This window comes from Tenacibaculum lutimaris, assembly GCF_003610735.1.
Lineage (GTDB): Bacteria > Bacteroidota > Bacteroidia > Flavobacteriales > Flavobacteriaceae > Polaribacter > Polaribacter lutimaris.
Map to the genome: position 1 here is coordinate 398,876 of NZ_RAQM01000006.1, position 18,972 is coordinate 417,847.

Genomic DNA, 18,972 nt, shown 5'->3' on the forward strand with positions numbered 1-18,972 from the left:
AATAAATTATCCATAAGGCAAACAGTTGTTTGCCTTATTTTTTTGGGTTAAATTTACATTCAGAAAAACGAAAAATTTAACCTTTTTAAAAACAAATAATTATGGCTTTCGAATTACCAGAATTAGGATATGCTTACGACGCTTTAGAACCAAATATAGATGCTAGAACTATGGAGATTCACCATACTAAGCACCACCAAGGATATACAAACAACTTAAATAATGCTATTGCAGGTACTGATTTAGAAGGAAAATCTATCGAAGATATTTTAACTAATTTAGACATGAGTAATGCTGCTGTTCGTAATAATGGAGGTGGGTTTTATAACCACTCTTTATTTTGGACAGTAATGAACCCAGAAGATAGAGGGTATTTAACAGGTGAGTTAAGAGATGCTATTGAAGCTGAGTTCGGATCGAAAGAAGCGTTTATCGATGCTTTTTCTAAAGCAGCAGCTACACAATTTGGTTCAGGATGGGCTTGGTTATGTGTACACAAAGGAGGAAAAGTAGAAATTTGCTCTACTCCTAACCAAGACAACCCATTAATGCCAGGTGTTACTTGTGGCGGAACTCCTATTTTAGGATTAGATGTTTGGGAACACGCTTACTACTTAAACTACCAAAACCGTCGTCCTGACTATATTGAGGCTTTCTTTAATGTAGTTAACTGGAACGAAGTAGAAAGAAGATACGCAGAAGCTAAATAATTTTACCTTTTGTACAATAAAAAAACCGGAGTACGTGTACTTCGGTTTTTTTTGTTTTTATTTTTAATAGCCTTTCTACTTTGAAAGCGCTTGTTCTAAATCAGCCAATAAATCATCTATATCTTCTACCCCAACACTCAAGCGAATTAAAGAATCGGTAATTCCTATTTTTAAACGATCCGCTTCAGGAATAGATGCATGCGTCATCGTTACTGGATGACTTACCAAGCTTTCTACTCCTCCTAGTGATTCTGCTAACGTAAATATTTTAGTGTTTTCTAAAAAAGTTAAAGCTGCTTGTTTACTTTCATCTTTCAATCTAAAAGAAACCATACCTCCAAAATCATACATTTGTTTTTTGGCTATTTCATGATTTGGATGATTCTCTAATCCTGGATAAAATACCTCTCCTACTTTTGGATGTTCTGATAAATATTTAGCTACTGCTTTCCCATTTTCACAATGACGCTGCATACGTAAATGCAAGGTTTTTACTCCACGAAGTGCCAAAAATGAATCCATAGGTCCTGCAATAGCGCCCACAGCAAACTGAATAAAGTGTAGTTCTTCTGCTAGTTTAGCATCTTTAACCATTAAAGCTCCCATCACCAAATCGGAATGCCCACCTAAATATTTAGTTGCTGAATGCATTACAATATCAACTCCTAAATCTAACGGACGCTGTAAATACGGTGTTGCAAAAGTGTTATCTACCGCTACTACAATAGCCGGTTTTTTATTTTTCACTGCTTTGGTTATTTCCTCTATATCCGCAATTTTCATTAACGGATTCGTGGGTGTTTCTATCCAAATCAGTTTTGTTTTTTCTGAAATTGCATTAACTACATTGACAACTTCATTCATGTCAACATACTGAAACTTCAATCCATATTTTTCAAACATGTTGGTAAACATTCGATAGGTTCCCCCATAAATATCATCGCCTGCAATAACCTCATCACCTGGATTTAATGTGCGAAGCACACAATCAATAGCCGATAAACCAGAAGAAAAAGCAAATCCGTGTGTTCCATTTTCAAGAGAAGCAAATGCATTTTCTAAGGCGGTACGTGTAGGGTTTGCTGAACGTGAATACGCATAGCCTTTGTTCACTCCCGGACTCGACTGTGCATAAGTTGACGTTTGAAAAATTGGAGGCATTACTGCTCCTGTAGCTTCTTCGTGCTCTTGCCCTCCGTGTATGGCTTTGGTATTAAACTTCATTTACTTGTATTTGCTGTTTTTCTTCAGAGTTAATTCGGTATACAAATAGCCATTATACCAATTTTGTTAAAGTCATTATAATACCTAAATGCATTCCTTCATGTAAATTATTAAATGCAATAGCACTTTCAATAGAATCAATTACAAAACCTGTGCTAGTTTCATATTTTTCGTATTCTGTAAAAATTCCTGCTTCAAAATCTTCTTGTAATGTATCTGGTAAACCAAGTAATAACTCTTTTACTTCCTCAAATTCTTCTTCGGTAAATTCTTTCGTTGGAAAAGTTCCTTTTCTATACTCTTCAATTAATTCATCTGGAGCTAAACAATTTAATCCTGATAATTTGTAATGTAATAACTGCTGTGTTACAACTAAATGAGCAACATTCCATGCAATATTGTTATTAAACCCTTCTGGAATTGTATGTAATTGCTCTGATGTTAATCCTTCTATTCTTTTTATAACTAATTCTCTTGATCTTTTTAAAACTTCAAATTGTTTGTTCATTTTTCTACTTATTTTAGCTATTTCAAAGATACCTATTTAACCATGAAAACCTGTATTGAGTATTTATTATTTAATGGTTAAAACTAATGTCTTAAAAACATAATACAATGAAGAAAGTTTATTTTTTACAAACTTGTGATACTTGCCGAAGAATTTTAAAAGAAGTGAATCTTGATGGATTTGAAAAGCAAGAAATAAAAACCCAACCAATTACTGTTGCTCAGTTAGAAGAAATGCGTGCTATGACAGATAGTTATGAGAGTTTATTTAACAAAAGAGCAAAATTGTACAAAGAAATGGATTTGAAAAATCAAAATGTTACTGAAGCTGATTATCGTCAGTATATTTTAGATGAATACACGTTTTTAAAACGTCCTGTTTTTATTGTTGATAACCAAATTTTTATTGGGAACAGTAAGAAAGTAGTAGAAAGCTTAAAAGCTATACTTGACTAAATAAAAACTCCGACAAAAATTGTCGGAGTTTTCTATATAATCAAGGTTAGATTTACTAAATTTCCCTTCAACTTCGCTCAGAGAACTTAGAAGTATTTTAATTTGAAGCAATACTTTTATTTTTTGTAGATGCTTCTACCATAGCTGATAATTCATCCATTGTAAGGTTGGTTTTAATTCCTAATAAAACTAACTCATCTGTATTATCATGAACATTAACAATAATTTCTTTAATACGATCTTTACTTTCTCTAAAATACACCGTAACTCTTTCTTTACCGTCTTTTACTCTAACTAAAGTTTTTAATTTATTTTTTCTAGCAAACTTTTGAAAGTCTTTTTGAACAGAAACCATGTTGTTATTAAACACCATGATTTTATAGTTTTTAGATTTCTTTAAAAACACTCCAAATTCATCAGTGTCTTCATCAGAGATAAACATGTTAGCAAAAAAACTAGGAATATTTAAAGATACTTCAGCTTTGTCTTTATTAGATTGATAGAATTCTTTAAAGTTTTGTTCTTGTGCAAAAGCAGTACTTAATATAAAAAGGCAAAAAAAGATAGTTACAATTCGTTTCATAATAATAGTGTTTTAAATGAAGACGACGCTAATAAGAATTTGTTACAAACAAAAAAGCCTTAACTTATTCAGTTAAGACTTTTTAGTTGGCCCACAAGGACTCGAACCTTGAATATCGGTACCAAAAACCGGTGTGTTACCATTACACCATGGGCCAATGTTTACAGTGCAAATATAAAAACAAACTTTTATATTTAGAAATCATTAAACACTTTTTATAAAAAAATCCTCACGAAGTTCGTAAGGATTTTGTTGGCCTACAAGGACTCGAACCTTGAATATCGGTACCAAAAACCGGTGTGTTACCATTACACCATAGGCCAATTGCTTATTGCGGGTGCAAATATAAAACAAAGTTTTATTTCAACAAATTTTTTATACTTTTTTTTGTTTACTTCTTTTTAAACCTCTAAAACTTCATTTAACAGAACTTTATACTGGAGGTTATTTTAGAGAAACCGTTAAAATTATATTTTTGTTTTCAACGAAAAAATCATTAGTAATTAATACATTCGTACTTTATATCTAGATAAAAAACTATGACTGAGCCTAACTATAAAAAGTGGAACATCATTTTAGGATGGGTTTCATTTGCAATAGCACTAATTACCTACACCCTAACCTTAGAACCTACAGTAAGTTCATGGGATTGTGGTGAATATATAGCAACCGCAGTAAATTTAGAGGTAGGACATCCACCTGGAGCTCCTTTATTTCAAATGCTAGGTGCTTTTTTTGCTATGTTTACTAGCGATCCTAGTCAACTAGCTAAAATGGTAAACTTTATGTCTGCTTTAGCCAGTGCCTTCACTATTTTATTTATGTTCTGGACCATTACTAGTTTAGCTAGAAAAATGGCAATAAAAAATGGGAAATTTAGTAAAAATGAAGCTATTGCTGTATTAGGTAGTGGTTTAGTAGGAGCTTTAGCTTATACTTTTTCTGATAGTTTTTGGTTTAGTGCTGTTGAAGGTGAAGTGTATGCCATGTCTTCTTTCTTAATGGCTCTACTATTTTGGTTAGGTTTACGCTGGGAAAGTGAGTTAAATACTCCTAGAGGAAATAAATGGTTAGTTTTAATAAGTTTTGTGGTAGGGTTATCTTTTGGTGTACACATCTTATCATTGCTTGTTATTCCTTCAATCGTTTTAGTATATTTCTTTAAAACCTATAAGAACATTAATGTAAAAACAACAGCTATTGCAACCTTAGTGGCAATTTTAGTATTAGCTTTTGTGTTTAAGTTTTTATTCCCTTTCACTTTAAAGTTCTTTAGTGCGTCTGAATTATTTTTTATTAATCAGATAGGCTTACCATATAACACAGGAACCATTATTGCCGGATTAGTATTGATAGGATTATTCTTTTACGGATTAAAATACACGCGTAAAAAAAATATGGTTACTGCAAACACCTTAGTGCTTTCTGTATTATTTATCATGATTGGATTCTCGTCTTGGTTAATGTTACCTATTCGTGCTAATGCTGACACGATTATCAACGAAAACAATCCTTCAAGTGCGCGTGAATTGTTAGCATACTACAACCGTGAACAATACGGTGATGCTAATGTTTTTTATGACAATTACTACTCTGTTGCTTTTGACAGAGAACAAGATGCAGAAAACCCATATAAAGATGACAAACCTAAATATGAAAAAATAGATGGAAAGTATGTTATTGTAAACAGATACAAAAACGTACTTCCTAACTATTCTAGTAAACACAAAGGATTCATTCCTCGTATGGTTAATCCTGCTTCGGAGCAACAATACAAAAGCATTGCTGGAATTCCTGCTCGAAGTAAAAGGCGCCCAACCTTTTTAGAAAACATAAAGTTTATGGTCGACTATCAATTTGGCTATATGTACGGGCGTTATTTTATGTGGAATTTTGTAGGTCGTCAAAACGATATTCAAGGACATTTGGATGTTGAAAACGGAAATTGGTTAAGCGGTATTAATTTTATTGATGAAGCCCGCTTAGGTTCACAACAAAACCTTCCTGATGATGTAAAAAACAACAAAGGACGTAACACTTACTTCTTTTTACCTTTTATTTTAGGTCTTATTGGTTTGTTGTATCAACTCAATAGAGATAAGAAGAGTTTTTATGTGTTAACCTTGTTTTTCTTATTTACAGGGCTCGCCATTATATTTTACACCAACCCAAAACCATTTGAACCACGTGAACGTGATTATGCAGTAGTTGGTTCGTTTTATGTTTTTGCTATTTGGATTGGTTTCGGAGTACTTGCCTTATATGATTACTTTAAAAAGTATGCTAGTAAAAAGGTAGTTGCTATTGCTGTTTCAGTGGTTTCACTGCTAGCTGTTCCTACTTTAATGGGCTTCCAAAACTGGGACGATCACGATAGATCTGACCGTTATTTAGCACAATTAAATGCACAAACTTATTTAGAAAGTTGTGATCCAAATGCTATTATTTTCACCATTGGTGATAACGATACATTCCCTCTATGGTATATGCAACAAGTTGAAGGTGTACGTAGAGATATTAAAGTTGTAAACACAAGTCTTTTTCAAACAGATTGGTATATAGATCAAATGAAAAAGAAAACGTATACAGCCGATCCTATTCCATCACAATTAACGCACGATCAGTATAAGTACGGAACATTAGATATGGCGTACCACTATCCTATTCCGCAATTAAAAGATTCTGTTCTTTCTATTAGTGACTTTATGCGTTGGATAGCTAGTGATAACGACGCTACCTATTTAGATGCTGGAGATGGTGCTAAAGAAAAATTCTATCCAACCAATAAAATCCGTATTCCTGTTAATAAAGAAAATGCGTTAAAAACAGGGCTAGTAGCAGCAAAAGACGCTGATAAAATGGTAGATTATATTGATATTACTGTTGATGATAGAGGCTTATCAAAAGCACGTTTATTAATGCTAGACATCTTAAACAATTTCGATTGGAAACGCCCTCTTTATTTCACAGGTGGTGCCAATGCTGATGAAGAATACATTTGGTTGAAAGATTATTTACAGCTAGATGGAATGTCTTACAAACTAGTTCCTATTAAAACTTCTAATGAAGGACAATCTATTTTTGAAATGGGACGTATCGACCCAGAAAAAATGTATGCTAATGTTAAAAAATGGGATTGGAAAACTATTAATAATGGAGAAATTTATTTAGACGAGCAAAGTAAACGTAACGCTATTTCATTACGTAATAACTTAATTCGTTTATCGGAAGAATTTTTACAAAAAGGTGATTCTGTAAATGCAAAAGACGTGTTAGATTTATCCTTACACAAAATGCCTATTAGAAGTTTTGATCACTATAATTTCTCTTTAGGATATCCAGAATTGTACTACCGTATTGGTGACATTGATAAAGCTCGTGAAACTGCTGAAACATTGATTGACATTTTTCAACAAAAACTACAATATTATATTACTTTTAAACCTAAAGATCTTTACCTTGTAGAAGATAACATACAAACGAATTTATACATGTATCAAAACATTATTCAGCAAATTGTACGTTATGACAAAGATGAAGAATACGGTAAAAAAGCATTCCAAGACTATATGGTTCACGAAAGATTCTTTAGAGCTCCTACCGAAGAAGAGTTAGAACTAGAACAATTAGACTCTATAAAACCTTAATTAATGAGGTTCTATTTTATAAAAACGCCACGTATACTTAAACGTTTATTTGCTAAGTATACGTGGTCTTTTTTTTCTGATAGAAAAGAAATCTTTCTAACTTTTGATGATGGACCTATCCCAGAAGTAACAGAGTTTGTACTTGATCAACTTAAACAATTTAATGCGAAAGCCACTTTTTTTTGTATAGGTGACAACATACAAAAACACCCGGCTGTTTTTTCAAGAATAGTTAAGGAAGGACATTCGGTAGGCAATCACACTTTTAATCACTTAAACGGCTGGAAAAATAGTGATACGACTTATATTGAAAACACTAGTAAATGTGAAAGCTTATTACCACGTCAAAAAACAAAATCATTTCGTCCTCCGTATGGAAAAATAAAAAGAAAACAAGCCAAACAACTTCTTGCCAACGGTTATAAAATTATTATGTGGGATGTATTGTCAGCAGATTTTGATCCGACTATCACAAAAAAAGAATGTTTAAAAAACGTACTTAATAACACACAAAACGGAAGTATCATCGTTTTTCACGATAGCATAAAAGCTAGTGAAAAGCTATACTATGCACTACCAAAAATACTTCGAGAATTTTCGGAAAGAGGTTACGAATTTAAGGCGATTAATTAAACGTATTGCTGCACCAAACCAATTAACGTGTTTGCATCTTGCTCACCTGTTTGACGCCACTTCATTTCCCCATTTTTATAAATCATAAATGTAGGATTTCCCTTTACACGCAAAGCTTCAGCAAGAATTTCATTCTTTTTAATATCAATTTTGATAACCTTAGCTTTATCACCCAAAGCAGCAGCAACATCACGAAGTGTGTCTAAACTAGGTTCAAACTCACTCCAATCTGCATAAAAATCAATTAACACAGGCTTGTTAATACTTATAATTTCACCAAACTTTGTCATCTTTTGCATAAGTTTAATCAGTAAAGAGCCTAAAATTACTAATTTTTTGTTAGGTAAATATTATTTTATCCTTAAAAAATACTGAAAATCAGGCTTTTTTTAACTCTATTACAGTAATTTCCGGCCAAATACCTACTCTTCCAGGAAAAGCATGGTATCCGAACCCTCTATTTACGTTAATATACCTACCAAACTCTTCATATAATCCAGCCCATTGCTTATACACATATTTTGAGGGGCTCCATTTAAACCAACCTGGGATTTCAATTCCAAATTGTAACCCGTGTGTATGTCCGCTTAGTGTAAGTTGATAGTTATGTTCATCTTTCTTTACCATGTGTTCCCAATGACTAGGATCATGGGAAAGTAAAATCTTAAAATCATCTTGTTTTACCCCTTCAGAAGCTTTTGCTAAATCTCCTTTTTTACTAAAACGACCTTTCCCCCAGTTTTCTACACCTATCAAAGCGATTTTTTGCCCGTCTTTTTCAATATAACGGTTTTCATTTAATAATAAATCAAACCCTATTTTTGGATGAATATCTTTAATAGCATCAAAGTTTGCTTTTTTATCTTTTGGACTTTTCCAATCTGAATAATCACCATAATCATGGTTACCTAAAACGGAAAACTTACCTTCAGGAGCCTTTAATTGAGAAAAAACAGAGACCCAATCATCCATTTCATGAGCAAAATTATTTACAATGTCTCCTGTAAACAAAATCATGTCTGATTGTTGCTCATTAATTAAATCTACTCCATATTGAATTTTCTCTTGGTTGTCAAAACTTCCAGAATGAATATCGGTGATATGAGAAATGGTAAAACCATCAAAAGCTTCGGGTAAATCTTTAAAGCTTAATTGATACTTTAATACTTTGTAATTGTATTTCCCTTTAACCATACCATATAGCATACTTGCAAAAGGTAATGCAGCCAACCCTAAGGCAACCTTTGACACAAAAGCTCTTCTTCCTGCCAAATCTTTGGTTTCTTCCTTAGAAAAAAAAGAAATCCCTTTTTGAACTAGTCTCACAACATCTTCACCAAACATCAGTAATAATACCACTAATTTTGGCACCAAAACTAGTAAAAGCAATCCCACAGCCCATTGAAACTTAATTGTTTGTCCAGAGCCTCTATCTGATGTAAGAATTACATAGAAAAAATTCGTATATACCAACAAGCTTACAAACAACCAACTATACTGTACAATTTTACTTTTAGTAAGTGTTTTTATTGCCTGAAACGCATAAGTTTCGAGCAGAATAATAATTGCTGTTACTATAATAAGTGTTATTACCCAACGAGACATTTACTTCATTTTTAAGGATAAACAAAGATACAGCGAATCTTAAAATTGGTTTTTAACATCTTGTTAAAGTTTTGTAGCTTTACCTTCAAAATTCTTACGAAGAAACATTATTGCCTTTTTACCGTAAACAAATAGGTGTCAACAAATTAATTCAACAGACTCAATATACAACATGGCAGATCAAAAACGACTTTTTCTACTCGATGCATATGCACTAATTTTTAGAGGTTATTATGCTTTCATTAAAAATCCGAGAATCAACTCTAAAGGTTTAGATACTTCTGCTATTATGGGGTTTACAAACTCTTTAATGGACGTAATTAAACGAGAAAAACCAGATTATTTAGCAGTATGTTTCGATAAAGGAGGTAGTACTGACCGTGTTGAAGCTTTCGAACACTACAAAGCTAACCGACAAGAAACACCAGAGGCTATTCGTTTAGCAGTTCCTTATATTGAAAAAATATTGGAAGCAATGAATATTCCTGCCATTGTAAAAGAAGGATATGAAGCCGATGATATTATTGGAACACTGGCCAAAAAAGCCGAAAAAGTAGGCTTACAAACCTATATGGTAACTCCTGATAAGGATTTTGCTCAGCTAGTTTCTGATAACATTTTTATGTACCGTCCGCCTCGTATGGGAAATGGATACGAAAAATGGGGTATTGAAGAGGTAAAAGCCAAGTTTGAAGTTGAAGATCCATTACAGGTGATTGACTTTTTAGGTATGATGGGAGATTCTGTTGATAACATCCCTGGGTTGCCTGGTGTGGGTGAAAAAACAGCTAAAAAGTTTATTGCTGCTTATGGTTCTATGGAAGGGTTGCTTGCTAACACTCATGAGTTAAAAGGCAAAATGAAAGAAAAGATTGAAGCCAATGCTGAACTTGGTATGCTTTCGAAACAATTAGCTACTATCATGTTAGATGTTCCTGTAGAATTGGAATTAGATAAACTGATTTTTGAGCAACCTAATATTGAAGCTACCAAAGAAATTTTCACCGATTTAGAATTCCGTCGTTTAACTGAAAACTTCTTAAAAACATTTGCTTCTCCAGAAGAAAACCTAGCAAACACCTCTTCAGCTGAAAAACCAAAAGCTACGAAAACAAGTACTTCTGGACAATTCGATTTATTTGCAACTCCAGGTAGTGGAAATACTTTCGAAGAAACCAATATCAACGGATTTAAAACCATTGAAAATACCAATCATTTTTACCAATTAGTAAACTCACCTCTTTCAAGAAAACTTTTATTAGAAAAGTTATTACAACAAAACTCTGTTTGTTTTGACACCGAAACAACAGGTTTAAAAGCCTTAGAAGTGGAATTGATAGGTATTGCTTTTTCTTGGGAAATTGGTAAAGGGTACTATGTTGTTTTTCCAGAAAATCAAGAAGAAACTAAAACTATTTTAGAAGAATTTCGTCCATTTTTTGAAGCAGAGAATATTGAAAAAATAGGTCATAATTTAAAATACGACATCAAAGTACTGTCAAATTATAACATGCCTGTAAAAGGTAACTTATTCGACACCATGATAGCACATTACCTTATCAATCCAGATATGCGTCATAACATGGATGTACTTTCAGAGACGTATTTAAACTACCAACCTGTTTCTATTACAGAGTTAATTGGTAAAAAAGGTAAAAATCAACTTTCTATGCGTGAAGTTGAATTGCCAAAACAAACTGAATATGCTGTTGAGGATGCTGATGTAACTTATCAGTTAAAAGAACATTTTTCTAAGGAATTAGAAAGCGGAAACGTTACCAAACTGTTCAACGAAGTTGAAACTCCTTTGGTATCTGTATTATCAGCTATGGAAATTGAAGGAATTAACTTAGATACTGACTTTTTAAAGTCCCTATCGGTAGAGTTAACCAAAGATATTCAACAATTAGAGCAAAATATTTACCAGCAAGCAGGTGAAGAATTTAACATTGCTTCTCCAAAGCAATTAGGCCCTATCTTGTTTGATAAATTAAAATTAGTTGATAAACCTAAAAAAACAAAAACAGGACAATATTCTACTGCGGAAGATGTGCTTTCTTACTTAGCTAAAGACCATCAGATAGTGTCAGATATTTTAGAATATCGTCAATATAAAAAATTACAAAGTACCTATGTTGATGCGCTTCCTAACGAAATCAATCCAAAAACAGGAAGAGTACACACAGTATATGCACAAGCAGTGGCTGCTACTGGACGTTTAAGCTCAAACAACCCTAACTTACAAAATATTCCTATCCGTACAAAACGCGGACAAGAAGTGCGTAAAGCTTTCATCCCAAGAAATGAAAATTATGTATTGTTAGCAGCAGATTATAGTCAGATAGAATTACGAATCATTGCGGCTTTAAGTGAAGAAGAAACCATGATTAAAGCCTTTCAGCACGGTGAAGATATTCATGCTTCAACTGCTGCAAAAGTGTTTAATGTTCCTATTGAAGAAGTAACTCGTGAACAACGTAGTAATGCTAAAACAGTAAACTTCGGAATTATTTATGGAGTTTCTGCCTTTGGATTGAGCAATCAAACCGACTTAACTCGCTCGGAAGCTAAAGAATTGATTGACACATACTATGCAACCTACCCTAAATTGAGAAGTTACATTGCCGAACAAGTAGATTTTGCTCGTGAACACGGATATGTAGAAACTATTTTAGGACGTCGTCGTTATTTAAAAGATATCAATTCTCGTAATGCTATTGTTCGTGGTGCTGCGGAAAGAAATGCCGTAAATGCGCCTATTCAAGGTTCAGCTGCAGATATTATTAAACTTGCCATGATTAACATTTACAAGCGATTTGAGCAAGAAAACTTCAAATCAAAAATGTTATTACAAGTACATGATGAATTGGTTTTTGATGCACATAAAGACGAGTTAGACGTTATAAAACCCATTATTAAACAAGAAATGGAAAACGCTTTTAAAATGAGTGTTCCGTTAGATGTTGAAATTGATACAGGGGCAAATTGGTTAGAGGCGCACTAACACCAACCTCAAAATAACACAAGTATTTTTTCGAAAAGTGCTTGTGTTATTTAATTACAAAAACTTCATTTTGTACTACCCAGTTAGCCCTTAACTTAAGTTCTGTTCCGTAATAAATAATTTGCTCTGGTTGTTTACGTTCTAAGAAATTACCCGTATCCCACACACGGTTATTATTTTTATCAATAATAGCTCTTATAGCATATTCTTTGGGTTCTAACAGGGTAAACTCTATTTTTTTTGATTCTGAAAGATACACTGTTTCTTTCACCTCATCTTTTACCAATAATTGAATAATTACTGGGTATGGTGTTTCCTTTTTAACATCTAATACTATACCTCCATAATCATCCACTGCACGAGTTGTAAACTTGTAATTTAACGTATCGTTGGTAGTTTCGTAAATATCTATAATTCCTTGCGGTAATCCTTTAAAAATGTAACCAAATTTAGGTTTCTTCTCAAACAAGATGGCTAGTTTGTTAATCGATTGCTTTTTTAATTCAAACGCTACCTCAACAGTATCTTTATCTATTAAGGAAAACTTGGATTTATCAATAGAAACAATCGGGTTGTTCGTCTGAATAAACATTGTGTCTTTTAAATGTAAAACACTACCTACATTTGATGACACTGATAAAGAGTCAATCTGTTTTTTTCTTAAAAAGACAGTAACTGTATCTTTAAAGTTTAGGTTATTTACAATAAAGTTTAGCGAATCTCTTTCAATCGGGGTATACCAATAGTTTAGTGTATCCTTATCTTTTTCAAACTGAGAAAATGATTTAAAATCTTGTGGAACTTCAGAAAGTAGTTCAATATTCATATCACTCTGCTTTCCTTCAAATCCAAATTGAATTTTTCCTTTAGTTACTTCTTTCCCTCTTTTAAATTCATACAGTTGAATTTCTTTAAAAAAACGAATTGGCTTGTTTATAATACTATCAGCAGGTAATGTAATCGTGTCTGTTACAAAACCTATTTTATCATTTTTACTACTAAAAATATAGTCGTTTGCTTGCTCTTTTAAAGCAAGCATTAAATATTTCCCTTCACGTAAATTACTAAACTCAAAGTTTGTAGAATCTAACGTACTGGTTACATAGTTTGGTTTTTGTTTGTAAATAATTGAGTCGTTGTAAACACTGTCTAACTTATACAATAACACACTTACTTCCTTTACTTCTTTATTATCAAAAGCATCAGTAACAGATCCCTTTATTCTTAACGAATCAATATAGCTCCCTGTAGAAAACACATACTTAAAACTCTCTAATTTGTTGTTTTCATTATTATCTTGAACTGCATTTCCGAAGTTAAACGTGTACGTTGTATTAGGCTGTAGAGTATCTAATATTTTTATATTGATATATTTGCTCGGAGTTCCTTGAGGAGTAATTAGTGGTGGATTTTTCATCGGAGGAGATACCACTAATTGTTTTTGTAAATCTTTTAAAACAATATACTCATCGAAGTAAATACGAATATTATCTTCTTTAAAATGAATGGTTTCGTATGGCGGATTTGCAGTAACCATAATGGGTGCTGTTTCATCTTTTGGCCCTCCTTCGGGTCTTCCTTTACGTGCACAACTACTAATGATAAAAGCAAAAAGTGTTATTAAAATAAGATGTTTATTTTTCACAAACTGATGGTTTTAAATCCAATTTCAAAAGTAGTAAATTAAGATGGAAAGTTATTATGCTTTTTGAGTATACGCCATGGTAGCAACACTAATGGTTATGTTTTTCGTTTTTAATAATTCGTTTGCACAAGCTTCTATCGTTGCTCCAGTAGTAATCACATCATCAATCAATAAAACATGCTTATTTTCAAAAATTGTTGTGTTTGCTAATTTGAATTTTGTTTTGCTGTCAGAAAAACGTTCAAACCGCTGCTTTAATGTTTGTGTTTTAGTTGTTGAGTATCTAATAAGCACGTTTGATTTATATTCAACACCAAGAATTTTGCTTAATGTTTCTCCAAACAACGTTACTTGATTATAACCTCTCTTCCTCTGTTTTTTAGGATGTAGTGGAACAGGGACAATATAATCTATGCCCTTAAAAACATTGGCTTCTACTAAATTATATCCAAACCACTCACCTATGAACCCTCCTATTTGTGGTTGATTTTTATATTTTAATTGATGAATTATTTTTTGTGTAATTCCATCTTTTTGATAATATAAAAACGAACGTACATCTTCTATAGGAACTCTACCATAAAAAGTTGACATTAATGTAACATTTATATGCTCATTATCGTCTATAATTGGTAGATCATTTTTACAAAATGTACAAAGAAATTTTTCATTTTGAAGTAATGCTATTTCACAATTTATACATAAATTGGGATAGAATACATAAAATATGTCTTTTAAAAATTGCATCTTTACAAGCCTTTTTTAACAGAAAGATACAAAAAGTAACAGAAAACGATATTTTGAGCACTAAATTTAATTTTTTTAAAGAAGCAGTAAAAAACTACAAAACATCAGGTACGATTATTCCTAGCTCAAGGTATTTGGCTAATAAAATGCTAAAAGAGATTGATTTTACTACTGCGAAAGTAATTGTAGAACTAGGCCCTGGTAATGGAGCTATAACTCATCATATTTTAAACAAAATAAACTCCAATACTATATTAATTTGTTTTGAAATTAATGATGCTTTTTATCAAGAGTTACAAAAGATAAAACACCCTCAACTAATAGTTCTAAAAGCTTCTGCTGAAAAAATTAAAACTGAACTTGAAAAGTTAGGCTACACTAAAGCAGATTATATTATTTCTAGTTTGCCCTTAACTATTATTCCGAAAGAAATTTCTCATGCTATTTTAGTTAAGAATTATAATTTTCTTGCCACCAACGGAGCTTTTATTCAATACCAATACAGTTTAACTTATTACAAGAAATTAAAAGATGTTTTTGGTAACGATATTGACCTAAGTTTTGAACCTTTAAACTTTCCACCTGCATTTATTTACAAATGTGTTAAAAAATAAATAGTATATTAGCACAAAACACAATTATGCATCATCCCCACTAAAAATGATGATCCCTTCAAAAATAAAAAACAATGGCTTTGCTGCCTTTTTGATTCTATTAGTGGTTGTTATAGGAGTTCTTTCCTATCAAAACGCTAGAGATTATTCTGAATTAAAAGCCGTTTTCGAATTAGATAAAGAAGAATTAGAGCAAGAACTTACTACTATTATAGAAGACTACAAGCAAGCTAGTTATAAGAAAAATGAATATTCTTTAAGGTTAAAAGACGAATTAGAAAAAGTTGTTCAACTAAGAGATTCTGTTAAAAACTTAAAAGAAGCAGATTACAGATTTATACGATACTATAGAAAAAGAACAAAAATTCTTATAGAAGAAAACCATAAGCTTTTTGAAAAAATAAACTACCTCAGTAGCATAAACGATGAGTTGCTTTCAAAAAATGATAGTGTTAATCAAGCATTACTTTTTAAAGAACACCAAAACACAAAACTATTTAGTATAAATAATCAGCTAAACAAAGAACGTCAAGTTTTAAAAGAAAAAGTCGCCATTGCTGAAGTTATCGAAATATCTACAATTAAAGCTGAAGCTCTTAAAAAACGGAAAAATGGAAAATATACTTCTACAACAAGATCAGAAAAAGTAAATGCTTTTAAAATAGAGTTCGATTTGTTAGAAAATAAAGTAGCATCACCAGGACCTAAAGAAGTGCATATTCAAATTACTGATAATAACAATAATGTTGTTGCTCCTATAAAAGAACCATGTTCACATAACAGTAAAAAGATACAATGTAGTGATGTTTTTATAACCGATTATAACAATAGCCAAATATCAATAGTATCATTTGTAAATATAAATAACAAAATTAATGCTGGTGTGTACCACATTAATACCTTTGTAAATAATATTAATGTAGGCAACAATTCATTAGCTTTAAAATAAAAAAATTAACCTCAAAATAGATAGAAAATACATAATATAAATTCAATTCCCCTAAAATCATGACTCATCAAAAAATGAAGAATACGCTAATTATTATATTAGCTATCCTAACTCTTTTCCTAATTTTTTATGCTCAACAAAAATCAAGCGAAAACAAAACACTTAACAACATTTTCTTAGAAGAAAAAGCCGATTTACAGCAAGATCTTGACGAAATGATTAAAGATTATACAGATGTTGTTGTAGGTAAAAAACGTTTAGCTGATAGATTAGAAATAGAGCTAACAAAAATGAAAAGTTTAAGAGACTCTATTAAAGATTTAAAATCTGACAATTTCAATTTAATCCGAAAATACCGAAGAAGAATTGCAACCCTAGAGCGCGAAAACAAAAAGTTATTTATTCAAATAGATTCTTTAAACAGTGCTAACGAAGCCTTAACTCAAGAAAATGTTATTGCTAATGAAATTTTACAACAAAAAGATAGTGTAAATGAAAATTTAGCAGAAAAAAATAAAGAACTAGAAGCTAAAGTAGCTATTGGAGGTATTATTAAAACAAGTCCTGTTAAAGCAGTTGCAATGAAAGAACGTAGTAGCGGAAAACTTACCTCAACCTCTAGATCTAATAGAACTGATGCCTTTCGAATAAATTTTGATTTATTAGAAAACCCTATCACTTCTGCTGGAGAAAAAAGAGTATACATTCAAATTACTGATGAAAACAAAAATGTAATTGCTCCGAAAGGAAAATTTAGTTTAAAAACTGGTGTTAAAATTCAATACACCGATTCACTCGAAGTAAATTACGATAACAATCGCTTAAGCTTAGTTTCTTTAGTATTGGTTAATCGTGACGATATTAAAAAAGGTACTTACGTTATAAGTGCATTTGTAGACGGAGTATACTCTGGAAACACTAAAATCAAGCTTAAATAAAACAATAATTACTTACAATATTTTAACAAAAGTGAAGAGTTAACTAAATTCTTCACTTTTTTCTTTTTCAATACCCTAAGTTCAAATCCTTATTCTATTTTTGCAATATGGCAAAACAAGAAGATCAATTTAAAAAAGTTTTATCGCACGCTAAAGAATATGGTTATGTATTCCAATCATCTGAAATTTATGACGGATTAAGTGCGGTATATGATTATGCTCAAAACGGAGTAGAGTTAAAGAAAAATATTCGAAACTATTGGTGGAAAGCAATGGTGCAAATGCATGAAAATATTGTAGGTATTGATGCTTCAATATTAATGCATCCAACTACTTGGAAAGCTTCTGGTCACGTCGATGCTTTTAACGATCCATTAATTGACAATAAAGACTCAAAAAAACGATATAGAGCTGATGTTTTAGTAGAAGATTACTGTGCTAAAATTGAAGCTAAAATTGATAAAGAAGTAGCCAAGGCTGCAAAACGTTTTGGTGATGCTTTCAACAAAGAAGAGTTTATATCAACAAACGGAAGAGTTTTAGGTTATCAAGAAAAAATTGACACTATTCTTAGCCGATTAGCTAAATCATTAGAAAATGAAGATTTAGCTGATGTAAAAGCCTTAATTGAAGAGTTAGAAATTGCTGATCCGTTAACTGGTTCTAAAAACTGGACAGAAGTAAAGCAATTCAACTTAATGTTTGGCACTCAATTAGGAGCTTCTGCAGATAGCGCTATGCAAGTATATTTACGTCCTGAAACGGCTCAAGGAATTTTTGTAAATTTCTTAAACGTACAAAAAACTGGACGTATGAAAATTCCTTTCGGAATTGCACAAACAGGTAAAGCCTTCCGTAACGAAATTGTTGCACGTCAGTTTATATTTAGAATGCGTGAATTTGAGCAAATGGAAATGCAGTTTTTTGTAAAACCAGGAACTCAAAAAGAATGGTACGAAAAATGGAAAGAAACACGTTTAAAATGGCATTTGTCATTAGGAATGGGTGCTGACAACTATCGCTTTCATGACCATGAAAAATTAGCGCATTATGCCGATGCTGCTGCTGATATTGAGTTTAAATTTCCATTCGGATTTAAAGAATTAGAAGGAATTCACTCGCGTACCGACTTTGATTTAAAAGCACATGAAGAATTTTCTGGAAAGAAATTACAATATTTTGATCCTGAAGAAAACAAAAACTATGTACCATACGTAGTAGAAACTTCTATCGGTTTAGACAGAATGTTCTTAGCTGTTTTCTCTAACTCTTTACAAGAAGAAGAATTAGAAAACGGTACTACTAGAACAGTATTAAAATTACCTGCTGTTTTAGCACCGACTAAAGCGGCTATTTTACCATTAGTTAAAAAAGACGGATTACCAGAAATAGCTCGTAAAATTGTAGATGATTTAAAATGGGATTTCAATGTTTCTTATGATGACAAAGACGCTGTAGGTAGAAGATATCGTCGTCAAGATGCTGCAGGAACTCCTTTCTGTATTACTGTTGATCATGACACTTTAGAAGACAATACTGTTACTATTCGTCATAGAGATACAATGGAGCAAAAACGTGTTAAAATAGAAGAATTAAGCAACATTATTAATCAAGAGGTAAATGTACGTTCTTGGTTACAAAAAATGGAAGTATAGTCTTTTAAAACTATAAAACAAAAATCCTAAGCCTAACCGTTTAGGATTTTTATTT

Annotated in this window: 16 protein-coding genes and 2 tRNA genes; 9 read left to right on the forward strand and 9 right to left on the reverse strand. The window is 31.9% G+C overall.

The annotated features are described in order from the left end of the window. Positions 1 to 101 precede the first annotated feature (101 nt). Positions 102 to 710: a superoxide dismutase gene (locus C8N26_RS01950; protein ID WP_028891489.1), complete on the forward strand. Its 609-nt coding sequence runs from the start codon at positions 102 to 104 to the stop codon at positions 708 to 710. 75 nt (positions 711 to 785) lie between these two features. Here the strand turns inward: C8N26_RS01950 and C8N26_RS01955 are convergent, their stop codons facing one another. Continuing rightward, a complete protein-coding gene (locus tag C8N26_RS01955) occupies positions 786 to 1,934 on the reverse strand; it encodes a cystathionine gamma-synthase (protein WP_120185797.1) in 1,149 nt (382 codons plus the stop codon). A gap of 52 nt (positions 1,935 to 1,986) precedes the next feature. Beyond that, complete coding sequence (locus C8N26_RS01960) at positions 1,987 to 2,442, reverse strand: DinB family protein (RefSeq protein ID WP_028891491.1); 456 nt, start codon at positions 2,440 to 2,442, stop codon at positions 1,987 to 1,989. Positions 2,443 to 2,549: 107 nt separating this feature from the next. Here C8N26_RS01960 and C8N26_RS01965 point away from each other — a divergent pair, with 107 nt between their 5' ends. Then, on the forward strand, positions 2,550 to 2,897 hold the full coding sequence (locus C8N26_RS01965) for an arsenate reductase family protein (RefSeq protein ID WP_120185798.1): 348 nt from the start codon (positions 2,550 to 2,552) through the stop codon (positions 2,895 to 2,897). A gap of 97 nt (positions 2,898 to 2,994) precedes the next feature. On the opposite strand, the gene C8N26_RS01970 is transcribed toward C8N26_RS01965, so the two are convergent. The 3 genes from C8N26_RS01970 to C8N26_RS01980 all read right to left on the reverse strand — a co-directional run bounded on the left by C8N26_RS01970 (position 2,995) and on the right by C8N26_RS01980 (position 3,803). Next, positions 2,995 to 3,480, reverse strand: a complete 486-nt coding sequence (locus tag C8N26_RS01970) for a DUF4252 domain-containing protein (protein ID WP_028891493.1) — start codon at positions 3,478 to 3,480, stop codon at positions 2,995 to 2,997. Between the two features lie 86 nt (positions 3,481 to 3,566). After that, positions 3,567 to 3,637 (reverse strand) — tRNA-Gln (locus tag C8N26_RS01975). Positions 3,638 to 3,732: 95 nt separating this feature from the next. Next, positions 3,733 to 3,803, reverse strand: a tRNA-Gln gene (locus C8N26_RS01980). A gap of 216 nt (positions 3,804 to 4,019) precedes the next feature. Here C8N26_RS01980 and C8N26_RS01985 point away from each other — a divergent pair. Together C8N26_RS01985 and C8N26_RS01990 are read left to right on the forward strand one after the other, a co-directional pair. Continuing rightward, complete coding sequence (locus C8N26_RS01985) at positions 4,020 to 7,127, forward strand: glycosyltransferase family 117 protein (protein WP_120185799.1); 3,108 nt, start codon at positions 4,020 to 4,022, stop codon at positions 7,125 to 7,127. Between the two features lie 3 nt (positions 7,128 to 7,130). Next, a complete protein-coding gene (locus C8N26_RS01990; protein ID WP_120185800.1) occupies positions 7,131 to 7,760 on the forward strand; it encodes a polysaccharide deacetylase family protein in 630 nt (209 codons plus the stop codon). Here the strand turns inward: C8N26_RS01990 and C8N26_RS01995 are convergent. Together C8N26_RS01995 and C8N26_RS02000 are read right to left on the reverse strand one after the other, a co-directional pair. Continuing rightward, complete coding sequence (locus C8N26_RS01995) at positions 7,757 to 8,050, reverse strand: thioredoxin family protein (RefSeq protein ID WP_028891495.1); 294 nt, start codon at positions 8,048 to 8,050, stop codon at positions 7,757 to 7,759. The two genes, C8N26_RS01990 and C8N26_RS01995, sit on opposite strands and share 4 nt — an antisense overlap. Positions 8,051 to 8,138: 88 nt before the next feature. After that, positions 8,139 to 9,365 carry a metallophosphoesterase gene (locus C8N26_RS02000; RefSeq protein ID WP_120185801.1) on the reverse strand — a complete coding sequence of 409 codons (1,227 nt, stop codon included), beginning with the start codon at positions 9,363 to 9,365 and terminating at the stop codon, positions 8,139 to 8,141. Between the two features lie 172 nt (positions 9,366 to 9,537). Here C8N26_RS02000 and polA point away from each other — a divergent pair, with 172 nt between their 5' ends. Continuing rightward, the gene (polA, locus tag C8N26_RS02005; RefSeq protein ID WP_120185802.1) at positions 9,538 to 12,369 is read left to right on the forward strand and encodes a DNA polymerase I; all 2,832 of its coding nucleotides are present in this window, start codon (positions 9,538 to 9,540) and stop codon (positions 12,367 to 12,369) included. A 46-nt stretch (positions 12,370 to 12,415) separates the two neighbouring features. Here the strand turns inward: polA and C8N26_RS02010 are convergent, their stop codons facing one another. Both C8N26_RS02010 and C8N26_RS02015 read right to left on the reverse strand, forming a co-directional pair. Continuing rightward, a complete protein-coding gene (locus C8N26_RS02010; RefSeq protein WP_120185803.1) occupies positions 12,416 to 14,014 on the reverse strand; it encodes an Ig-like domain-containing protein in 1,599 nt (532 codons plus the stop codon). A gap of 54 nt (positions 14,015 to 14,068) precedes the next feature. Further along, on the reverse strand, positions 14,069 to 14,608 hold the full coding sequence (locus tag C8N26_RS02015) for a ComF family protein (protein ID WP_245962511.1): 540 nt from the start codon (positions 14,606 to 14,608) through the stop codon (positions 14,069 to 14,071). Between the two features lie 56 nt (positions 14,609 to 14,664). On the opposite strand from C8N26_RS02015, the gene C8N26_RS02020 reads away from it, so the two are divergent. From C8N26_RS02020 to C8N26_RS02035, 4 genes are all read left to right on the forward strand, one after another. Further along, entirely contained in the window at positions 14,665 to 15,375 is a 711-nt protein-coding gene (locus tag C8N26_RS02020; RefSeq protein ID WP_245962512.1) for a class I SAM-dependent methyltransferase, read from the forward strand. Positions 15,376 to 15,421: 46 nt separating this feature from the next. Beyond that, the gene (locus C8N26_RS02025; RefSeq protein WP_120185805.1) at positions 15,422 to 16,324 is read left to right on the forward strand and encodes a hypothetical protein; all 903 of its coding nucleotides are present in this window, start codon (positions 15,422 to 15,424) and stop codon (positions 16,322 to 16,324) included. A gap of 74 nt (positions 16,325 to 16,398) precedes the next feature. Further along, on the forward strand, positions 16,399 to 17,262 hold the full coding sequence (locus C8N26_RS02030) for a hypothetical protein (RefSeq protein WP_147418472.1): 864 nt from the start codon (positions 16,399 to 16,401) through the stop codon (positions 17,260 to 17,262). A gap of 107 nt (positions 17,263 to 17,369) precedes the next feature. Continuing rightward, complete coding sequence (locus tag C8N26_RS02035) at positions 17,370 to 18,917, forward strand: glycine--tRNA ligase (protein WP_120185806.1); 1,548 nt, start codon at positions 17,370 to 17,372, stop codon at positions 18,915 to 18,917. The last annotated feature ends 55 nt before the right edge of the window (positions 18,918 to 18,972 follow it).